The following is a 15486-nucleotide window of genomic DNA, read 5'->3' on the forward strand; positions in this document are numbered from 1 at the left end:
CCCGGACAGTTTGTCAGGGCTCCCGATCCTCAGGGCATCGAAGCTATCTCCCGTTGTTCCCCGCCGGGCTATCCGACGCCCGTGCTGGGCCATCTGCTGACTCTGGGACGGGAGTTCGCCATGCCCCGAACGAGTATGACCCTCGGCAAGAGCCGCCTGGTCGTCGAGACCGGCGCTCATGAGCCCGGTGGCACGACCATTGTGGAGCGCAAAGGCCTTGGCCACCCGGACACCCTTGCCGACCACCTGGCCGAGCGGCTCTCTCGTGCCTACAGCCGCTACACGGTGCGTCACTTCGGCGCTGTGTTGCACCACAACTTCGACAAGCTCGCCCTTCTGGGCGGGGCCAGCGAGGTCCGCTACGCCGGCGGCAAGATGACGGCTCCGGTCCGGGTCCTGATCAACGGGCGAGCGGCGCCCGCCTGCGGCGGTGAGAGTATCCCGGTCCGAGAGATCGTCGAGGCGGAGGTCCGGGATTTCTTCGCTGAGCGCCTCCCGGAGGTCTCGGATCACCTCGACCTCTCGTTCAACATCACGAGCAATTCGAGCCCTGGCGCTGTACTGACCGGGGAAGCCGTTCCGGACCGCACCCGCTGGTTCAGCCCGCGATCCATAGACGATCTCCGGGAGCGCAGGGTCCGGCTCGCGAACGACACGTCGCTTGGTACCGGCTGGGCGCCCGAGAACTCCTTCGAGGCGTTCGTGCGCGAGCTGGTCGACCACCTTTCCGGACAGACCGACTTCAGAAGGGCTCACTCCTGGTGCGGCTCCGACGTGAAGCTCATGGGTTACTGGGACAGCGAGAGCGCCGACATCGTTCTGTGCGTGCCGCAGAAGTCGCGGCATGTGGGCAGCCGGGCGGAGTACATACGCAACACGGAGACCGTCCTGGCCGAGTGCCAGCGACTCGCCGGCATCCGGCTTCCCGACACCGAGGCCCGATTCCGGCTCAACGCTCGGGACATGCCCGAAAAGGACGAGCTTTACCTGACGTACACCGGAAGCTCGATCGAGTCCGGGGACGAGGGAGTCGTTGGACGCGGCAACCGCGTCAACGGCCTCATCACGCCGTTGCGCCCGATGAACCTGGAGGGTGCCAACGGAAAGAACCCCGTTTACCACGTCGGCAAGCTCTACAACGTCGCCGCGCAGCGCCTCGCACACCGTCTGCACGAAGCGACCGACGGACATGCCGAGGTCCACCTCGTCAGCACCACGGGGCAGCGGCTCGACGAACCCTGGCGCATCCTCGTGCGCCTGTCCTCGCACGATGCGGAGATGGACAAGGTCCACGCGCTCGTCTCCGAGGCCCTGGACGGGTTTCCGGCCCTCACGGACGAGTTGGTCTCGGACGGGATCGTTCTGAGCTGATGAAACTGCATACGCTCGGAGAGGTGCCGCCGGGGTGCCGGCGGCGTCTCCTCGATCACTACGGTCCAGCGGCGGAAGCCTGGCTGAGGGATGCGCCGTTCCTTTTGGCTGAGGCGGCGGAGCGTTGGAAGCTCTCGCTGAAGAGCTACCACGACGCCGGACACGCCTCCGCCGTCGCGCTGGCCACCACTGGTGATGAGACACCGTTGATCCTCAAGGCGTGGTACGAGCCTCTGCGCTACCGCCACGAAACCGCCGCGCTGCGTACCTGGACCGGCGGGCCCACCGCGGGCTTGGCCGAGTCTGCAGATGACTTGTCCGTGGCCGCCCTGGAGCTGGTGGGTGGCCGACCGGGCGGCGGCGACTCCGGCGGATGCGAAAGGCAGACAGTCGCCGCTGCTATCCACGGGCTGCATGAGCTCGCCCGGAGAAGGCCGCAGCCGGATCTGCCCAGTTTGGACGGCTTCCGCCGGGAGGTCATGCTGCCCCGTATCCGAAAGCGAGCACGAAGCCTGGATCTTGGTGCTCGCCGAGCGCTCGTGGAGGAGACGTGCGCAAAGCTTTCCTCGTTCCGGGAAGATGCCACTCGCGGGACCGTGCTGCACGCCGATCTGTACCGGGAGAACGTGATCTTCGATGGTGCTGGGCATCCCCGCCTGATCGATCCGCACCCTCTGGTCGGAGATGCGGCGTTCGACTGGGCCTTCTGGACGGTCTACTACGACCTCGACCACGAGGTGACCGAGCGACTGGCGACTGCCGCGGGTATCTCACGCATCCCCGTCCCGGAGATCACTCCGTGGTGCAGGGCGCTCGCGGTCGACGGATTTCTCTATTACGTGGAGATCGGTGACCCCGCCGAGCCGAAGATCGAGAAGGTTCTGTTCTCGTTCCTGGCCTCCGACGTGGAGGGTGCCGAATGACCACATACCTCCTCCGTCACGGAGAGACGGACTACAGCAAGCAGCACCTCGTCAACGGGGATCCGTCCCGTGCCGTCCCGCTCAACGAAGCGGGTGTCCGTTCCTGCCGACAGCCGTGGTCGGCGCTGCCGATCTACAGGGTGCGCACATGGCTGGCGAGCGAATTCCCGCGAGCCCGGCAGACGGCTTCCCTGCTCACGGGGGTGCCCGCGCCGGACCTGGTCGTGGACGCACGCCTCAACGAACTGGACTACGGGAAGTTCGAAGGGCGCCCCTTCCTGGAGTACGCCGCCTGGCTCGATACCCACGGCAGATCACCATGTCCGCCAGGATCTCGCGAATCCCAGCGCGACGGCATCCGGAGGATGCTCTCCGGGGTCCATGCGGCGCTGAAGTACCCGGGCCCTCGCGTTCTGGTCGGACATGGTCTGCTCCTGTCGGTCCTCCTCTGGTACCGCGACCGGAGTCGGTCCGAACCCGCTCCGCTGTTCTTCCCGGAAGCCCCCTGCGTCGAGCCTCTTTCGGTTCCCGACGATGTGCTTCCCGACTGGATCGAAGCTCTTCTGACCGAGCTCGACAGAGAGGAGCCGCAGGATCCGGAGGCGCGTGGCAGCGCCGCGATATTGCGGATGGGACAGGGGTCGGCGGTTGCTACCTTCGACGCAGCAGTCCACTCGCCGGAGAAAAAGGAACCTCCCCATGCATGATGCCCGCGCCCTTCTCGAAATGGGTGCCGAAGCAGTACGTCGCCTCGGTCGCCGCGGATACTCGCTGGACCTGTCGGCGCTGGAGAGCCTCCAGTCTCGGCGTAACCAGAACATCCGCTCAGCCGACGAGCTGCGGGCAGAGTCCAAGCGGGTGGCCGGCGAGGTTCAGCAGACCGCGAAGCAGGGCGGGGACATCTTGAAGCTGAAGGAACGCGCCCGCGAGATCAAGGAACAGATCCGCGAGATCGAGGCGGACCAGGAGCAGATCCAGGAAGAGCTGCGCACGCTCCTGCTCACCATCCCGAATCTCCCGGACGACAGGGCGCCCGACGGCGACTCCGAGGAGTTCGCGGTGGAGGTCCGCCGGATCGGAACCCCGCCGACGTTCTCGTTCGCTCCGAAGGACCACGTCGACCTCGGCGAAGCCACCGGCATCCTCGACTTCGCGCGTGCCACGAAGCTGTCGGGTCCCCGTTTCGCCGTCTCTCGCGGCGCAGGGGCAGCGCTGGAGCGGGCCCTCGCCACGCTCTTTCTCGACATCCACACCCGTCGGCACGACTACGTCGAGCACTCGGTGCCGTTCCTGGTCACCAGGAAGACGATGACCGGGACCGGCCAGCTGCCGAAGTTCGAGGAGGACTTGTTCAAGACCGGCGTCGCCGATCGCGAACTGTTCCTGATCCCGACGGCTGAAGTCCCTCTCACCAATCTCTACGCGGACGAGATCATCCCGTCGGCCGACCTTCCGGTCGCGATCACCGCGCAGACTCCGTGCTTCCGGTCAGAGGCCGGCTCGTACGGCCGCGACACCCGGGGACTGATCCGTCAGCACCAGTTCACCAAGGTGGAGATGGTGCGGATCTGCGACCCCGAGGACGCTGACGCCGAGCTGGAGAAGATGATCGGCCACGCTGAAGCATGCCTGAAGGAACTGGGTCTTCCTTACCGCGTGGTCACCCTTGCCGCAGGCGACACGGGCTTCTCCGCCCAGCTCACCTACGACATTGAGGTCTGGTTCCCGAGCCAGAACACCTACCGCGAGATCTCCTCGGTCTCGAATTTCGGCACCTTCCAGGCGCGCCGCGCGAATATCCGCACTCGTGGTGCGGACGGTAAGCCCAAGCTGGTTGCCACGCTGAATGGCTCGGGCCTTCCGGTCGGCCGGACCATGGCCGCGCTGCTGGAACACTGCCAGCAACAGGACGGCTCCCTCGTCCTGCCCGAATCACTCGTCCCTTACCTCGGCTTCCGCCGTATCTCGGCGGACGGAACTCCGGAGGCATAGTGCTCGTCGGCGTCTGCGACTTTCCAGGCAGCTACGCTTTCCCCCCTGCCGGATACGGCGGGATCGAACGATGGCTATGGGCGGTCGCAGTAGGTGCCCGTGCCGCAGGCGCCGACGTACACCTACTGGGCCCAGGCTGGCTTTCTGAGCTGGACGCCGAATGGGTCCGCAAGCCGGTCCGTCTCGAAGACGTCAACGCGGGTTCGCTGGCCGAGCGCGAGCTCGAAGCAGCCCGCTACGACCTTCTGATCGTTGGCCACGAGTATCCGTCTCTGCCGGCCTGGGTACGTACCTGGAGCCAGCTGGACTGTGACGTGGCCACGTTCCAGCACTCTCCCGACTTCCGGCACGCCGAATCCGCATTCGACGGCAAACGGTCACGCCTCTACTGCTACTCGCCCGAGATGGTCGAGCGATATGCAGCCCACCAGCCCTTGTCGGAACTGGCTGTCCACCTCGGCCTCAATGAGGAGGAGTCGTCAGCCGTCAAGGGGCAGGACCTGGTATGGCTCGGGCGTATAGACGAGGAGAAGGCACCTCACCTCGCAGTCAGAGCGGCTCAGATACTCGGCCGCCGAATCCGAATCGTCGGTCCCGTCTTCAACGAGGACTACGTGCGCAGCCACGAGAAGGTCTTCGCCGCAGACCATGTGGAGTGGGTCGGCGAACTCGGCGGCCATGCCAAGACAGCTGCTATCAGCGATGCTTCCGTGTTCGTCTACACCTACGAGCGGGCCTATGTGGAAGCGGGTGCAGCCGTCTTCGGTGAGTCCCTCCGGGCGGGGACGCCTATGGCCGCGCTGACCTGGCGGGAGGGGACCTGCGCTCAAGCGGCACTCTGCGACCGCACCGGAGCGACGGCAGCCGTACCGCCTGACGCCGACGACGAGACGGCCTCCGTGGCCCTCGCCGAGGCGATCGAACGAGCTACCGTGCTGGACTACGCCGAGGTACAGTCCGTCGGCCAGCACCGCTTCGACCCAAGGCGGCACTTCGAGGCCATGGCGGCACGCTGATGCCGACCGAGCCGATCACGCAGCAGATAGCAACTGCTCTTCGGCAAGTCCTCGGCCAGAACTGGCAGTTCACGATCAATGGCGAAGAACTTGAGGTCCGTCATCGCCACTGCGGAACGCCTTATACACCACCCCGCCGATCACCATCCTGGGCCGAGATCCTGTCGACCCTGGAGGACGCCTTCGCTGCACGAGGTGTCCGCCGCGACGCGTGTATCCCACTTCGCTGGGGACGAGAAACCGAGTTGGCGATATCGGCGGTCCAAGCTCTTGATCCTCTCCTCAAGGACGGCCGTCCCATGACATACCGGAGCGGGTTCCTCCCTCAACCGGTTGTCAGGTTCACAGGCGAACGTGGCGACGACGGAGAACTCCTCGACGGCTACCTGACGTCCTTCGTCAACGTGTCACGCGTGCAAGCGATTCAGAGTATCGACGAGTACGCGGTCGCCCTGGACGACTGGCTCTATGTTCTCTCACGGCTCGGATTCCACGCCCGGCATATAAGTCTCCACGGCCAGCTCAAGGTCTGGCACCGTCGGCAGGTGGCCGGAGTGACTCTCATGTTCCGGCACATGGATCTCATCCTCGGTGACATCGTGCTCCTCTGGAACATCTGGAACCCGCAGCGCATGGCGGTCGACCTCGGCACGGGCCTTGAACGCTTGGCCTGGGCACGGACGCTCCAGGATTGGAATGAACTGATCTTCGGACGTCTCGCTGGAGCCGCATCCCGCTCTACCTTGGACGCACTGCGGACGGCGACGCTCCTGATCGGCAACGGCATCATGCCCGCAGCACGCGGGGCGGGTGGGGTAACTCGTCGGGTCCTTGGCGCCCTGGACCGTGAGTGCGTAAGGCTTGGGGTGAGCGCTGCGGTTCGGTCATCACATGCGTATTGGTCGTCGATTACGACGCTCCGTGTCCCCTGGCCGGTCATCGTCGCCGTGATCGAACGGGAGATCACCGACCGGCCCCTGCATACGGTGGGCTGGCGCAAATGCCACGACGAACCATCCGCCGCCCACACCTAGACCCGTGAGCCGGTCACTCCACGACGTCGGCCACGAACCTGCTCCACGTCGCGGTCGAGACGCTCAGGTGAGGACCGGCGGGCCGCTTGGAATCGCGTATGAGCACCCCTATCCGGCCAAAAGCCGCCTCAAGACACTCTGTTTCGTTTGCTCCACTGTGTGACGACTTGAACCATCTGGGCTCTTCGGTAACTCCGCCGACGACGGGCATTCACAGCTCCTTATGGACGCGTTCGATCACGGACGAGGAAGCCTCCATGTCCAACGCTTGGGCGCGAAGGTACTCGAACGCAAGTTTGTAGCGGTCAAGTTCCTCGTCCTTCTCAAGAAATAGTGAGCCGGTGTGGAAATCGACGTACACCACGTCGAGAGCTGGCTCGGTCCCGCCGATGATGACGAAGCTGCCCAGGGCGGCGGCATGGGCCCCCTTGGAGAAGGGCAGCACCTGGAGCGTGATGGCGGGCGACTCGTTCGCTTCGAGGAGCCGGTCGAGCTGTTCTTTCATGATCTGCGGTGACCCGACGACTCGGCGGATCACGGACTCGTCGAGAATCGCCCAGAGCCGCAACGGCCTGGGTGCCCGGTTGAGGATCTCCTGCCGCTTCATGCGGATGTCGACCAGTCGCTCGATCTCCCCTGACTCCAGAGGGATCTCGTTGGCCCGCTGCAGCGCGGTGCTGTAGGCGCGGGTCTGCAGAAGACCGGGGACGTAGACGCAGGAGAAGTGGCTTTCGCTCACCGCTTCGTCCTCAAGGGTGAGCAGCAGGTTCATGCTCTCCGGGATGGAATCGGCGAGGGAACTCCACCAGCCCTGTTGCTTGGCGTCCTTGGCCAGTCCGACGATCGCTTGCCGCTCGGCATCGGTTGCGCCGTACTCCCGGCACAGCGCATCGACGACGATCCACTTGACCGGCCCGGACTGCGTCTCGTACCGGCTGACCGTGGCCTTGGAGACGCCGACGAGCCCGCCGGCCTCTTCCAGTGTTAGGCCCTTGCGGGCCCGTAACTTGCGCATCATCACGCCAAGTTGGCGGCGGCGGGTGGTGGTCCGCTCGACCATGTGACTCCTTCGTCCACGCCGGGAATGGCCCGGTGATCGCCCTCAGGCTAGGCAGCAGCGAACTGACTGACCACTAGATTCACTCGATGGATTCTCGTGAGAAGTTACACAGGGAGATTTCTCTGTGCCATTCTCGCTTACGGATGGCTACGCGCTGCAGCCGTACGGATACGGCAGGCGCAGCACGCGTGTGGCCGGGAGGGAGGAACCGGCATGTCTGACTGCAAGGTCCCTGAGCCCCGACTCCGCTGTGTCCTGCCCTTCGAGGCGGCGCCGGCGGAGGTGCGCTCGCTTCGGAGAGCTGCGGTTCATCAGCTGACTAGATGGGGTCTGCCCGAGGCCGCCGACGAGGCTGGGCTGCTTGTGACCGAGTTGGCGACGAACGTTGTCAAGCACGTAGGTGAGGGCGCGTCGGCGACCCTGATCCTCGAACGGAGAGGTGGGCGGCTGAGGGTGGAAGTTCACGACAAGAGCCGTACGGTCCCGGTCCTCAAGCCGGGGGAGTGTGACGAGGAGTGCGGCCGAGGCCTGCATCTCCTCGCGGCATTCGCGTTGGACTGGGGAACCGTTCTGGCTGCAGTCGGCAAATCGGTTTGGTGCGAGATTGCGCTCGGCATGGAGGGGGGCTGCCGCCGCATCGAACGGGCGGCCGAAGTGCTGGACGGCTACAAGGCCGGTGGCGTGGGCTGTCACGGGAGGGTGCGGGGAGCCGGCCTTGAAGAGTCGGCGATCGAGTTGATCGCTGACCTGCTTCATTGGTCCGCCGCCCGCGGCCACGACCCGGACGACGTTCTCGACCAGGCTCAGATGCGCTACGAGGCAGAGACTGCAGCGTAAGCAACTGCCAGTCTCTCGTCCGTACCCTGATCACAGTGTTGCGCGGATGCGGAGCAGTGTGCCCGCGTCGTCCACGGCTCCGTGTTCATGGAGCTCCAGTGCCATGCGGACGACGTTCTGATGACTCTGATCCCGTCCGTAGATGTGGATCAGGTTGTCAGCCAGTTCCCGATCCTGCTGGTGGCGGAGCAAGCACACCAGTGTCGCGATCTCCACGTGACTCAGTGTGTGCACTGTGTGATACAGGAGAGCCAACGGGCTGCCTTGCCGGCCGCTTGCCTGAAGGGCGCCAGCCTTGGCGGCAATGTTCCGGGCGGCATGCTCGTCCGAGGCGCTCCGCTGCCGGTCCCCTTGCTGACGGGGGACCGGCAGCGCACTCGGCTCATTTGTTGCGACTGTTGCCGGACCAGATCCCGGGCCGGCGTGCCTCGCCGACCGTGAGGCGAGGAGTCTGAGTCGCGCATTTTCGTTCCTGAGCCGGTCAATCTCGATCTCGGAGTCGTCGCGGAGCTGTTTCAGGCGACCCCTCTGCGGCTCCAGCTCGTCGCTCGCCACCTCCGTTCCCTGGGGGTGACGAGCGAGATGCGTGGTCGTGGCCGAGGATGGCCGAGCTTCCGTGAGGGCGTCGCCCGCAGATTCTGTCCTCAGCTTCTCCAGTTCGGCGCGCAGGGCCACGCAGTTGTCGCAGTGGTCCGCGTTCGCTCGCTGCCGAAGCTCACGCAGGTCGGCGAACGTGACGTCGACTTGGGAGCCGCTGCTTGCGTCCGCGCAGGATGACGCGTGTATCTGTTCAAGGAGCTCCAGCGCTGGAACGGATTTTCCGCTGAGGAATCGCGACAGTGACGTCTCGGAAATTCCGAGACGCTTTGCCGCTTGCGCCTGAGTCGGATCGGGAATGTCTTTCTTTGTTCTACTTTCACCCGTCAGGTGACAACAGAGCTGCTGGAGCTGCAGAGCCAGCTCCCGCTTCCCTGGCGGAACGTCACTGCCGATGGCCTTCCGCGCCCACGTGTGACCAGGGCTGCCATATGTCATGTCTCAGTCATCCCTTGCGCTCCGCGGCCCTGCTGCCGGTTCAGGCTGCTGCTGTGTCATCGATTGTGCCGTAAGGAGCGTGAGGTGCGCTTGCTGTTTTTGTCGCAAGAGGCGCATCCTTGACTCCTTCCTGATCGCTGGTGCAAGAATCTTCGTAGGCAATCATTCGTGACGTCAAAGTCGCGTAGCGGGGGGCTTGTTGCGTCTAAAGATGTGCTTTATGCATGCTTTAAACGCGACTTGCTTTGTTGGCGGCTTATGTGCGCCTTCGCCGTTTGGCAGATTCTGGAGGATCAGCAGATGACGCTGCCGTCGTGGCAGAGCGAGGACCTGGGAAGCATGGCGCGTACGGCCTTGTGGCTTCTCCAGGTGGTGGGGGTAGGCGAGAGGTTCAAGAAGGTGGAGCTGCGGGAGGCGTTTCCGGACGTCGCGCAGATCGACCGGCGGTTGCGCGGCCTCCGGGACTACGGCTGGAAGATCGATACGAGCCGTGAAGACCCGACGCTGACGCAGCAGGAGCAGCGTTTCGTCGCCGCGGGTGCCGAGGTATGGCTGCCTGGACAGGCCAAGGCTCCCAAGCACAAGGCGAGTATCACGACGTCTCAGAGGTCCAAGATCCTCGCGGATGACAACTACATGTGCCGGTCGTGCGGAATCACAGCCGGTGAGGCCTACGAGGACACCGTTACCCCGGCCGTGCTGAATGTGGCCCGGCGCAAGGTGGTGCTGCCGGACGGTTCCGTCGGCTACCAGACCGTGACGGAGTGCAAGCGGTGCGGTGTGGGGAGCGGTGAGCGGACGGTCGAGTTGGCGCAGGTGCTGGCGGAGGTCCGCGCTCTCTCTCCGATGGAACGGCAGGTGCTCACCAGCTGGATTGAGGCTGACCAGCGCACACTCGGAGTGCTGGAAAGGGCGTGGGGCACCTACCGGAGTCTCCCCGCGGATTCGCGCAAGGTCGTGGCCGCCGAACTGGCCGACGACAACGACTGACACGGGAGCGGAGACAACGATGATGCGAGAGTTTGCCCCGCCGCCGAGGGCGGATGAGTTCAGTGAACGGATCAAAACGAAGGTGCGGGAGGTCCGCGACGCCGGCGGCACCCGCGAAACCGTGACGGTCGACTGGAACGAGCAGCAGGCCCACGTCGAGGTCATCGACCTCCCGCTCAACAGTCTGTACTTCAACCCCGGCACACACCGGATTCGTGCCCAGCGTAGCCACGACCCCGTCCGGGACGAGGGGTTGGACAAGGATCCGTGGAGCACGGAGAGCCAGGACTACCTGGGGTTCCTCCTCCAGGCCTCGCCGGCCGACCCCAGCCTTCGCGACCCGGACTTCGACGCCCTCTTGGACAGCCTCAAGCAGTTCGGGCAGAACGATCCCGGCCTGGTCACCCACCACGGCATCCTGGTCAACGGCAACACGAGGGCTTGCGCCCTGCGGAAGCTGGGTGTGCAGTCGATGCGGGTCGGGGTGTTGCCTGAGTCGTTCACCTGGGCCGATGTCAACGCTGTCGAGCTGTCCTTGCAGCTCCGCAAGGATCACCGCAGGGACTACACCTTCATCAACCGCGCGCTCGCGCTGGAGGAGCAGGCCGCTCTCGGGCGGACCCCGGAGCAGATCGCCAAGGCTTTCCGGATCCAGGTGAAGACGTACCACCAGGAGCGCTGGATCCTGACGACGATTCGGGAGCTGATCGACCGCAGCGCGAGCGGCGGGGGTTCGAAGCTGCGCCTTGTCGACTGGGAAGGAGCCCAGGAACGCCTGAAGGAACTGCACAGGCTCTACATGAAGCTGGAGTCGGTTGACCGCGACCAGGCCGAAGTGCTCAAGGAATGGCGGTTGGCGGCCATCCTTCTGGACTTCTCCAAGACGGATGTGCGACACATTGACGAGGACTTCCTCAAGGAGGGGCTTGGCGACATGCTCCCCGCCGCAGAGGCTTCGGGCCCCACGGTGCCTGAGGCCGCAGGGATAGCCATTCCCGGCCTGGGGCTTACTGTCCCGGCGGCCTCCTCCGCCGTCTCGGAGGCGCGCGCGCTGAACGACCGGCTTCTTCGGGCCAAAGCCGCGGTGGCCACCGGCAACCCTGGTCTCGCGGACAGCGGAAAGGCCGAGAAGCAGGAAGTGATCACTAAGGCGGAGAAGGCCTTCGACAAGGCCATCGAGGCGGCCGGCCGGAGTGCCCGCTTGCGCAAGCGTAAGCAGCTCGCTCCCGCCCGGCTTGCCGAGGCGTGCGCCAGCATCGACCAGTGTGTGGCCGACCTTGTGCAGGCACGGTCTTCTCGCAGTCTGGACGAGGAAGCGTTCGACGATGCCGTCCTCAAGCTCCGCAGCAGCCTGCGCAAGCTGGCGCAGCAGGCGGGCCGGGGTATGCCTGACCCCGGTGACGGGGTTGCCTGGCTGCTCGAAGCCGCGACGGTGGAGCCCACGGTATGACGCTCAGTGCTGAAGGAACCTCGCTGCGACTCGCTTTCGATGAGACGCGCACCCGTGTGGTGCTGCGCACCACCGATGAGTATCAGCAGGATCTCGTCCAGCTGGCCGCCCGCTTTCGTACGGGCGGCCAGCTGGGCCCTCTCAGCGCGTCGATCGCGCTGGATGAACTCCTCGCTGACCTGGGGGTGCTCGGGTCCTGGCCGCACCCCCAGGGTGTGGAGTGGGAATCCGGGTTGCGCACGCTGGTGGCCGGCGTGGTGCAGGACGCCAACACGGTCAAGCAACGCCTGGACGAGTCTCCCGGGCACACTGAGACGGCACCCGGCGAGGTGCGAGGCCTCCTGGGAGAGACCTGGCGGGGTGAGCTCAGTGAGTTCCAGCTCCGGGACATAGCCAAGCTGCTGTCTCTTCAGCATGGGGCGAACTTCAGCGTCCCCGGTGCCGGCAAGACCCGTGTCGCTCTCGCTGTGTACGCGGCTCAGAAGGCACAGGGACGGGTGAGCCGCCTTCTCGTCGTCTGCCCTAAGTCGGCTTACGAGTCGTGGCGTTACGAGACGGCCGTGTGCTTCCAACACGCCTTGCGGACACACGTGCTCGACGGCTCGATGGACCAGTGGACGGAAGTCCTGATCGTCAACTACGAACGCCTTGACCGCTCGCTCGGCTTGCTGGCCGGGTGGCTTAAGGCCGGACCCGCGATGATCATTCTGGACGAGGCGCACCGGATGAAACTGGGCGCGCGAGGTACGTATGGCGCTGCCTGCATGGCCCTGGGACCGCTGGCAGCGCGTCGCCTCATCCTCACAGGAACGCCTGCGCCGAACGGGGCCAAGGACCTGGAGAACCTGCTGGGCTTCGTATGGCCGGGGCATGGCCAGCGCACGGTGGTCCAAGCTGTGGCTGGTGGTGACCTCGCTCATGCGAGTACGGTCCTACGACCCCTGTTCACCCGGACGACCAAGCACGAACTCGGTCTTCCCCCAGTTCAGCTGAGTCTGCGCTACGTGGATCTGCCTCCGCTCCACGACGAAATCTACGAGTCGCTGGCCCAGGGCGCGAAAGCGGAGCGAGCCCGAGACGATCTCAGTGCTCTGGGCCGGACAGCGCTTCGCTTGCTGATGGCGGCGGTCAGCCCCGCGCTTCTCCTGGAGAGCGGAAGCAAGTACGAGCCGTTGGCGTACCAGCTCCCGCCTTTGGAGATTCCAGCGAACAGTTCCCTGTACGCACTCATGCAGTCCCTGCCTGACCATGAACTGTCACCCAAGTACCAGGAGGCCATCACGATCATCGCGGAGAACGCCGCGCGTGGCCGCAAGACCTTGCTCTGGACGACCTTTGTCCGGAGCCTGACCACGCTGGAGCGGTTGCTGGAGAAGTACAGCCCGGCTGTCGTCTACGGTGGCACGCCTGACCGTGACGAACAGCTGAGGCGCTTTCGTGAAGACCCGAGCTGCATGGTGCTCATCTCCAACCCCGCCACCCTGGGCGAGGGCATCAGCTTGCACCACGTCTGTCACGACGCCGTCTACGTCGACCGGGACTTCATGGCCGGCCGGTTTCTTCAGAGCCTCGACCGCATCCACCGGCTCGGACTGGCACCGGACACTGAGACCAGGGTTACTGTGCTGGCGGCGCGCAAGACGATCGATGAGGTGGTGGCTAACCGGCTTGAGAAGAAGCTCGACTTCATGGGGCGGATCCTCGACGACCCGACGGTTCAGCAGCTCGCGGACCTTGAGGAGGAACCCTCGGTCGGGGCCGGTCTTGCGCCCAGCGATGTCGAAGCCCTGTTGCGTCACGTGGGCGGTCGCTGACGTACCGCCGGCTTCCTGTCGGCGGGGAGGGGACGCCTACTACCCTCTGGAAGTGTGACGAACGAACCCGAGTGGGTGCCCCCGGAGGGATCGTGGGCGTCCTCTGCGGCGCGACGCCGGAATATGCAGGCGATCCGAAGCCGTGACACGAAGCCCGAACAGTTGATCCGTCGGCTGGTGCACGCCAAAGGGCTTCGTTACCGTGTCGCCGCCCGCCCGCTACCGGACCTCCGCCGGACGGCTGACATGGTCTTCCGGCCGGTGAAGGTCGCGGTGTTTGTCGACGGGTGCTATTGGCACGGATGCCCCGAGCACTATGTGCCGCCGAAGACAAACTCCGGCTACTGGTCGGAGAAGGTTCTCCGGAACGTAACAAGAGACCGTGATACGGACCAGCGGCTGACCGAGGCAGGGTGGCTCGTGCTCCGGTTTTGGGAGCACGAGCCGTCAGGCGCTTGTGCTAGCCAGATCGCTGACGCGGTTCTGGCGCGCAGGGCGCGTTGATACGGAAATCTCCATCTGCTCTGCGCTGGGATCGGAGGTCTCAAGGCGAACAGTATCGCTAGATTCCATTGCGTACTTGGCCAGCAACTTGGTCCGGTATTCGGGGCGGAGAACTGCTGCGATAGCGCGACCCACCGCTTCGGCGACCGGCGGCGGAAAAGCGTTTCCGACCTGCCGGTACCGTGCTGTCTTCCCGCCCCGGAAATCCCATTCGCGCGGGAAACCCTGAATGATTGCCGCCTGCTCCACCGTGAGCATGGGGCCGACGGGCCTGAAAAGATCCCGCTCCGGGTTGCATTCTTTGGGGTCGTTTGCGACGCCCATGGCGTCGACGTTCATGGTCGCCCAGGCGCGCTTGGCTCGCGTGGGGCCGAGGTCTGCTCCGCCATGCTTCTTGGATCCACCTACCAGGGTCGGAGCCACGCCCCGGCCCGCCGAGGCGGCCTTCTCGGCTGCGTCGTACCAGTCGTCGTACACGTTCTGGCCGGTGCGCTCGCCAGGTTTCGCGGGTTTGCCGTCCTTGTTCAGGTCCCAGTACTTTTCAAGGCGCTCACGCATGGTCTCTCGGAGATGAGAGAAGACTGTCGCCTCGTCGGCCCTGAGGTAAGCTGGCCATTCGAAATCGTGTGGACTCTTGTCCAGTGCGTTCTTGTGGATGGCGACAAGGATTGCCCGTGGGCGTAGCTGTGGCACGCCATAATTTTTGGCGTCCAGCCGTCGCCATACCTTACGCATGGCAATATCCTGAGCTTTGGGTGAGTCGTTGGAATTGATCTTCGGAACTGCGTAGCCTGCCTTTCGCAGGCGGTTCAAAATCTTAATCCGATAGTCGATGAAAAATTCTGGAGGTTCGAGAATGCCGCGCACATTCTCGATCATTACAGCCTTCGGCAGCAACTCTTCAATGATCTCCAGGGCGGCAGGGAAGAGATCGCGCTCATCGTCTTCCCCGAGTCTTTTTCCGGCCAGGGAGAAAGGAGGGCAGGGTACGCCGCCAGCCAGGAGGTCGAGGTCTCCTGGCTTTAGGTTCAGGCTTTTTTCGAGATCGGATCCCAAGAATTTGCGGACATCCATAGGGTGGATCTGCTGTGCTTTCTCGGGGCTCCATCCTGGCCAATCACCCACATTGGCACGCAACGTGGTGACAGCGTGAGTATCCCACTCGACCAGGGCGCTGTGATCGAATCCCGCGTGGTGCAGCCCAACGGCTTGGCCGCCCGCCCCCGCACAGATCTCGATTGAGGTCAGTGGCTGGCTGAACTGGGGGCGATCATGGCCGCTGGACATGACTCTCCTTACTGGATCATGGTTCATACGAGAGTTGGTGATCTTGCCACAGCAACCCCGGCACCATGAGTCTCGCACTAATCAGGACCCACGCGTGCGCGCCCGTACGCCTAGGGGCATGAGTCACATGAGCTGGAGGCCCGAGAGTCGAATGGCATTGCTCGCAGCCGCTG

Annotated in this window: 15 protein-coding genes; 11 read left to right on the forward strand and 4 right to left on the reverse strand. The window is 64.6% G+C overall.

The window, feature by feature from the left end; all coding sequences use genetic code 11:
• Positions 1 to 81: 81 nt before the first annotated feature.
• From IEZ11_RS04100 to IEZ11_RS04125, 6 genes are read left to right on the forward strand one after another with little or no spacing between them, the layout of a single operon-like run.
• Positions 82 to 1371, forward strand: a complete 1290-nt coding sequence (locus tag IEZ11_RS04100; protein ID WP_229712799.1) for a methionine adenosyltransferase — start codon at positions 82 to 84, stop codon at positions 1369 to 1371.
• Entirely contained in the window at positions 1371 to 2294 is a 924-nt protein-coding gene (locus IEZ11_RS04105) for an aminoglycoside phosphotransferase family protein (protein ID WP_189261180.1), read from the forward strand. Before IEZ11_RS04100 ends, IEZ11_RS04105 begins: the two co-directional genes overlap by 1 nt.
• A complete protein-coding gene (locus IEZ11_RS04110) occupies positions 2291 to 3001 on the forward strand; it encodes a histidine phosphatase family protein (RefSeq protein WP_189261181.1) in 711 nt (236 codons plus the stop codon). Before IEZ11_RS04105 ends, IEZ11_RS04110 begins: the two co-directional genes overlap by 4 nt.
• Complete coding sequence (gene serS / locus IEZ11_RS04115; RefSeq protein ID WP_189261182.1) at positions 2994 to 4286, forward strand: serine--tRNA ligase; 1293 nt, start codon at positions 2994 to 2996, stop codon at positions 4284 to 4286. Before IEZ11_RS04110 ends, serS begins: the two co-directional genes overlap by 8 nt.
• The gene (locus IEZ11_RS04120; protein ID WP_189261183.1) at positions 4286 to 5302 is read left to right on the forward strand and encodes a glycosyltransferase; all 1017 of its coding nucleotides are present in this window, start codon (positions 4286 to 4288) and stop codon (positions 5300 to 5302) included. Before serS ends, IEZ11_RS04120 begins: the two co-directional genes overlap by 1 nt.
• Positions 5302 to 6336, forward strand: coding sequence for a hypothetical protein (locus tag IEZ11_RS04125; protein ID WP_189261184.1), 1035 nt, complete (start codon positions 5302 to 5304; stop codon positions 6334 to 6336). Before IEZ11_RS04120 ends, IEZ11_RS04125 begins: the two co-directional genes overlap by 1 nt.
• Before the next feature lie 13 nt (positions 6337 to 6349).
• On the opposite strand, the gene IEZ11_RS04130 is transcribed toward IEZ11_RS04125, so the two are convergent.
• Both IEZ11_RS04130 and IEZ11_RS04135 read right to left on the reverse strand, forming a co-directional pair.
• Positions 6350 to 6547: a DUF397 domain-containing protein gene (locus IEZ11_RS04130; protein WP_189261185.1), complete on the reverse strand. Its 198-nt coding sequence runs from the start codon at positions 6545 to 6547 to the stop codon at positions 6350 to 6352.
• On the reverse strand, positions 6548 to 7396 hold the full coding sequence (locus IEZ11_RS04135) for a helix-turn-helix domain-containing protein (RefSeq protein WP_189261186.1): 849 nt from the start codon (positions 7394 to 7396) through the stop codon (positions 6548 to 6550). It abuts the gene before it with no gap.
• Between the two features lie 213 nt (positions 7397 to 7609).
• Between IEZ11_RS04135 and IEZ11_RS04140 the strand changes: the two genes are divergently transcribed.
• Positions 7610 to 8233, forward strand: a complete 624-nt coding sequence (locus tag IEZ11_RS04140; RefSeq protein WP_189261187.1) for an ATP-binding protein — start codon at positions 7610 to 7612, stop codon at positions 8231 to 8233.
• Positions 8234 to 8263: 30 nt separating this feature from the next.
• Here IEZ11_RS04140 and IEZ11_RS04145 read toward each other — a convergent pair whose 3' ends face one another.
• Positions 8264 to 9268 carry a helix-turn-helix domain-containing protein gene (locus IEZ11_RS04145; RefSeq protein WP_189261188.1) on the reverse strand — a complete coding sequence of 335 codons (1005 nt, stop codon included), beginning with the start codon at positions 9266 to 9268 and terminating at the stop codon, positions 8264 to 8266.
• Between the two features lie 300 nt (positions 9269 to 9568).
• Here IEZ11_RS04145 and IEZ11_RS04150 point away from each other — a divergent pair, with 300 nt between their 5' ends.
• The 4 genes from IEZ11_RS04150 (at position 9569) to IEZ11_RS04165 (ending at position 14026) form a co-directional block, all read left to right on the forward strand.
• On the forward strand, positions 9569 to 10258 hold the full coding sequence (locus IEZ11_RS04150; protein WP_189261189.1) for a KpnI family restriction enzyme N-terminal domain-containing protein: 690 nt from the start codon (positions 9569 to 9571) through the stop codon (positions 10256 to 10258).
• Between the two features lie 19 nt (positions 10259 to 10277).
• On the forward strand, positions 10278 to 11708 hold the full coding sequence (locus IEZ11_RS04155) for a ParB N-terminal domain-containing protein (RefSeq protein WP_189261190.1): 1431 nt from the start codon (positions 10278 to 10280) through the stop codon (positions 11706 to 11708).
• A complete protein-coding gene (locus IEZ11_RS04160) occupies positions 11705 to 13522 on the forward strand; it encodes a DEAD/DEAH box helicase (protein WP_189261191.1) in 1818 nt (605 codons plus the stop codon). The genes IEZ11_RS04155 and IEZ11_RS04160 overlap by 4 nt, the downstream gene beginning before the upstream one ends.
• 75 nt (positions 13523 to 13597) lie before the next feature.
• On the forward strand, positions 13598 to 14026 hold the full coding sequence (locus tag IEZ11_RS04165; protein ID WP_268239899.1) for a very short patch repair endonuclease: 429 nt from the start codon (positions 13598 to 13600) through the stop codon (positions 14024 to 14026).
• On the opposite strand, the gene IEZ11_RS04170 is transcribed toward IEZ11_RS04165, so the two are convergent.
• Positions 13970 to 15313 (reverse strand): DNA cytosine methyltransferase, encoded by a 1344-nt coding sequence (locus IEZ11_RS04170; RefSeq protein WP_189261193.1) that lies wholly within the window; start codon positions 15311 to 15313, stop codon positions 13970 to 13972. The genes IEZ11_RS04165 and IEZ11_RS04170 overlap by 57 nt on opposite strands.
• Positions 15314 to 15486 lie beyond the last annotated feature (173 nt).

Source organism: Streptomyces fuscichromogenes, assembly GCF_014645815.1.
Classification (GTDB): Bacteria; Actinomycetota; Actinomycetes; order Streptomycetales; family Streptomycetaceae; genus Streptomyces; species Streptomyces fuscichromogenes.

Coding starts and splice junctions, on each gene's coding strand:
- IEZ11_RS04145 (WP_189261188.1), bottom strand. CDS start 9,268: ATGACATATGGCAGCCCTGGTCACACGTGGGCGCGGAAGGCCATCGGC.
- IEZ11_RS04160 (WP_189261191.1), top strand. CDS start 11,705: ATGACGCTCAGTGCTGAAGGAACCTCGCTGCGACTCGCTTTCGATGAG.
- IEZ11_RS04125 (WP_189261184.1), top strand. CDS start 5,302: ATGCCGACCGAGCCGATCACGCAGCAGATAGCAACTGCTCTTCGGCAA.
- IEZ11_RS04155 (WP_189261190.1), top strand. CDS start 10,278: ATGATGCGAGAGTTTGCCCCGCCGCCGAGGGCGGATGAGTTCAGTGAA.
- IEZ11_RS04110 (WP_189261181.1), top strand. CDS start 2,291: ATGACCACATACCTCCTCCGTCACGGAGAGACGGACTACAGCAAGCAG.
- IEZ11_RS04140 (WP_189261187.1), top strand. CDS start 7,610: ATGTCTGACTGCAAGGTCCCTGAGCCCCGACTCCGCTGTGTCCTGCCC.
- IEZ11_RS04135 (WP_189261186.1), bottom strand. CDS start 7,396: ATGGTCGAGCGGACCACCACCCGCCGCCGCCAACTTGGCGTGATGATG.
- IEZ11_RS04170 (WP_189261193.1), bottom strand. CDS start 15,313: ATGTCCAGCGGCCATGATCGCCCCCAGTTCAGCCAGCCACTGACCTCA.
- serS (WP_189261182.1), top strand. CDS start 2,994: ATGCATGATGCCCGCGCCCTTCTCGAAATGGGTGCCGAAGCAGTACGT.
- IEZ11_RS04130 (WP_189261185.1), bottom strand. CDS start 6,547: ATGCCCGTCGTCGGCGGAGTTACCGAAGAGCCCAGATGGTTCAAGTCG.
- IEZ11_RS04105 (WP_189261180.1), top strand. CDS start 1,371: ATGAAACTGCATACGCTCGGAGAGGTGCCGCCGGGGTGCCGGCGGCGT.
- IEZ11_RS04150 (WP_189261189.1), top strand. CDS start 9,569: ATGACGCTGCCGTCGTGGCAGAGCGAGGACCTGGGAAGCATGGCGCGT.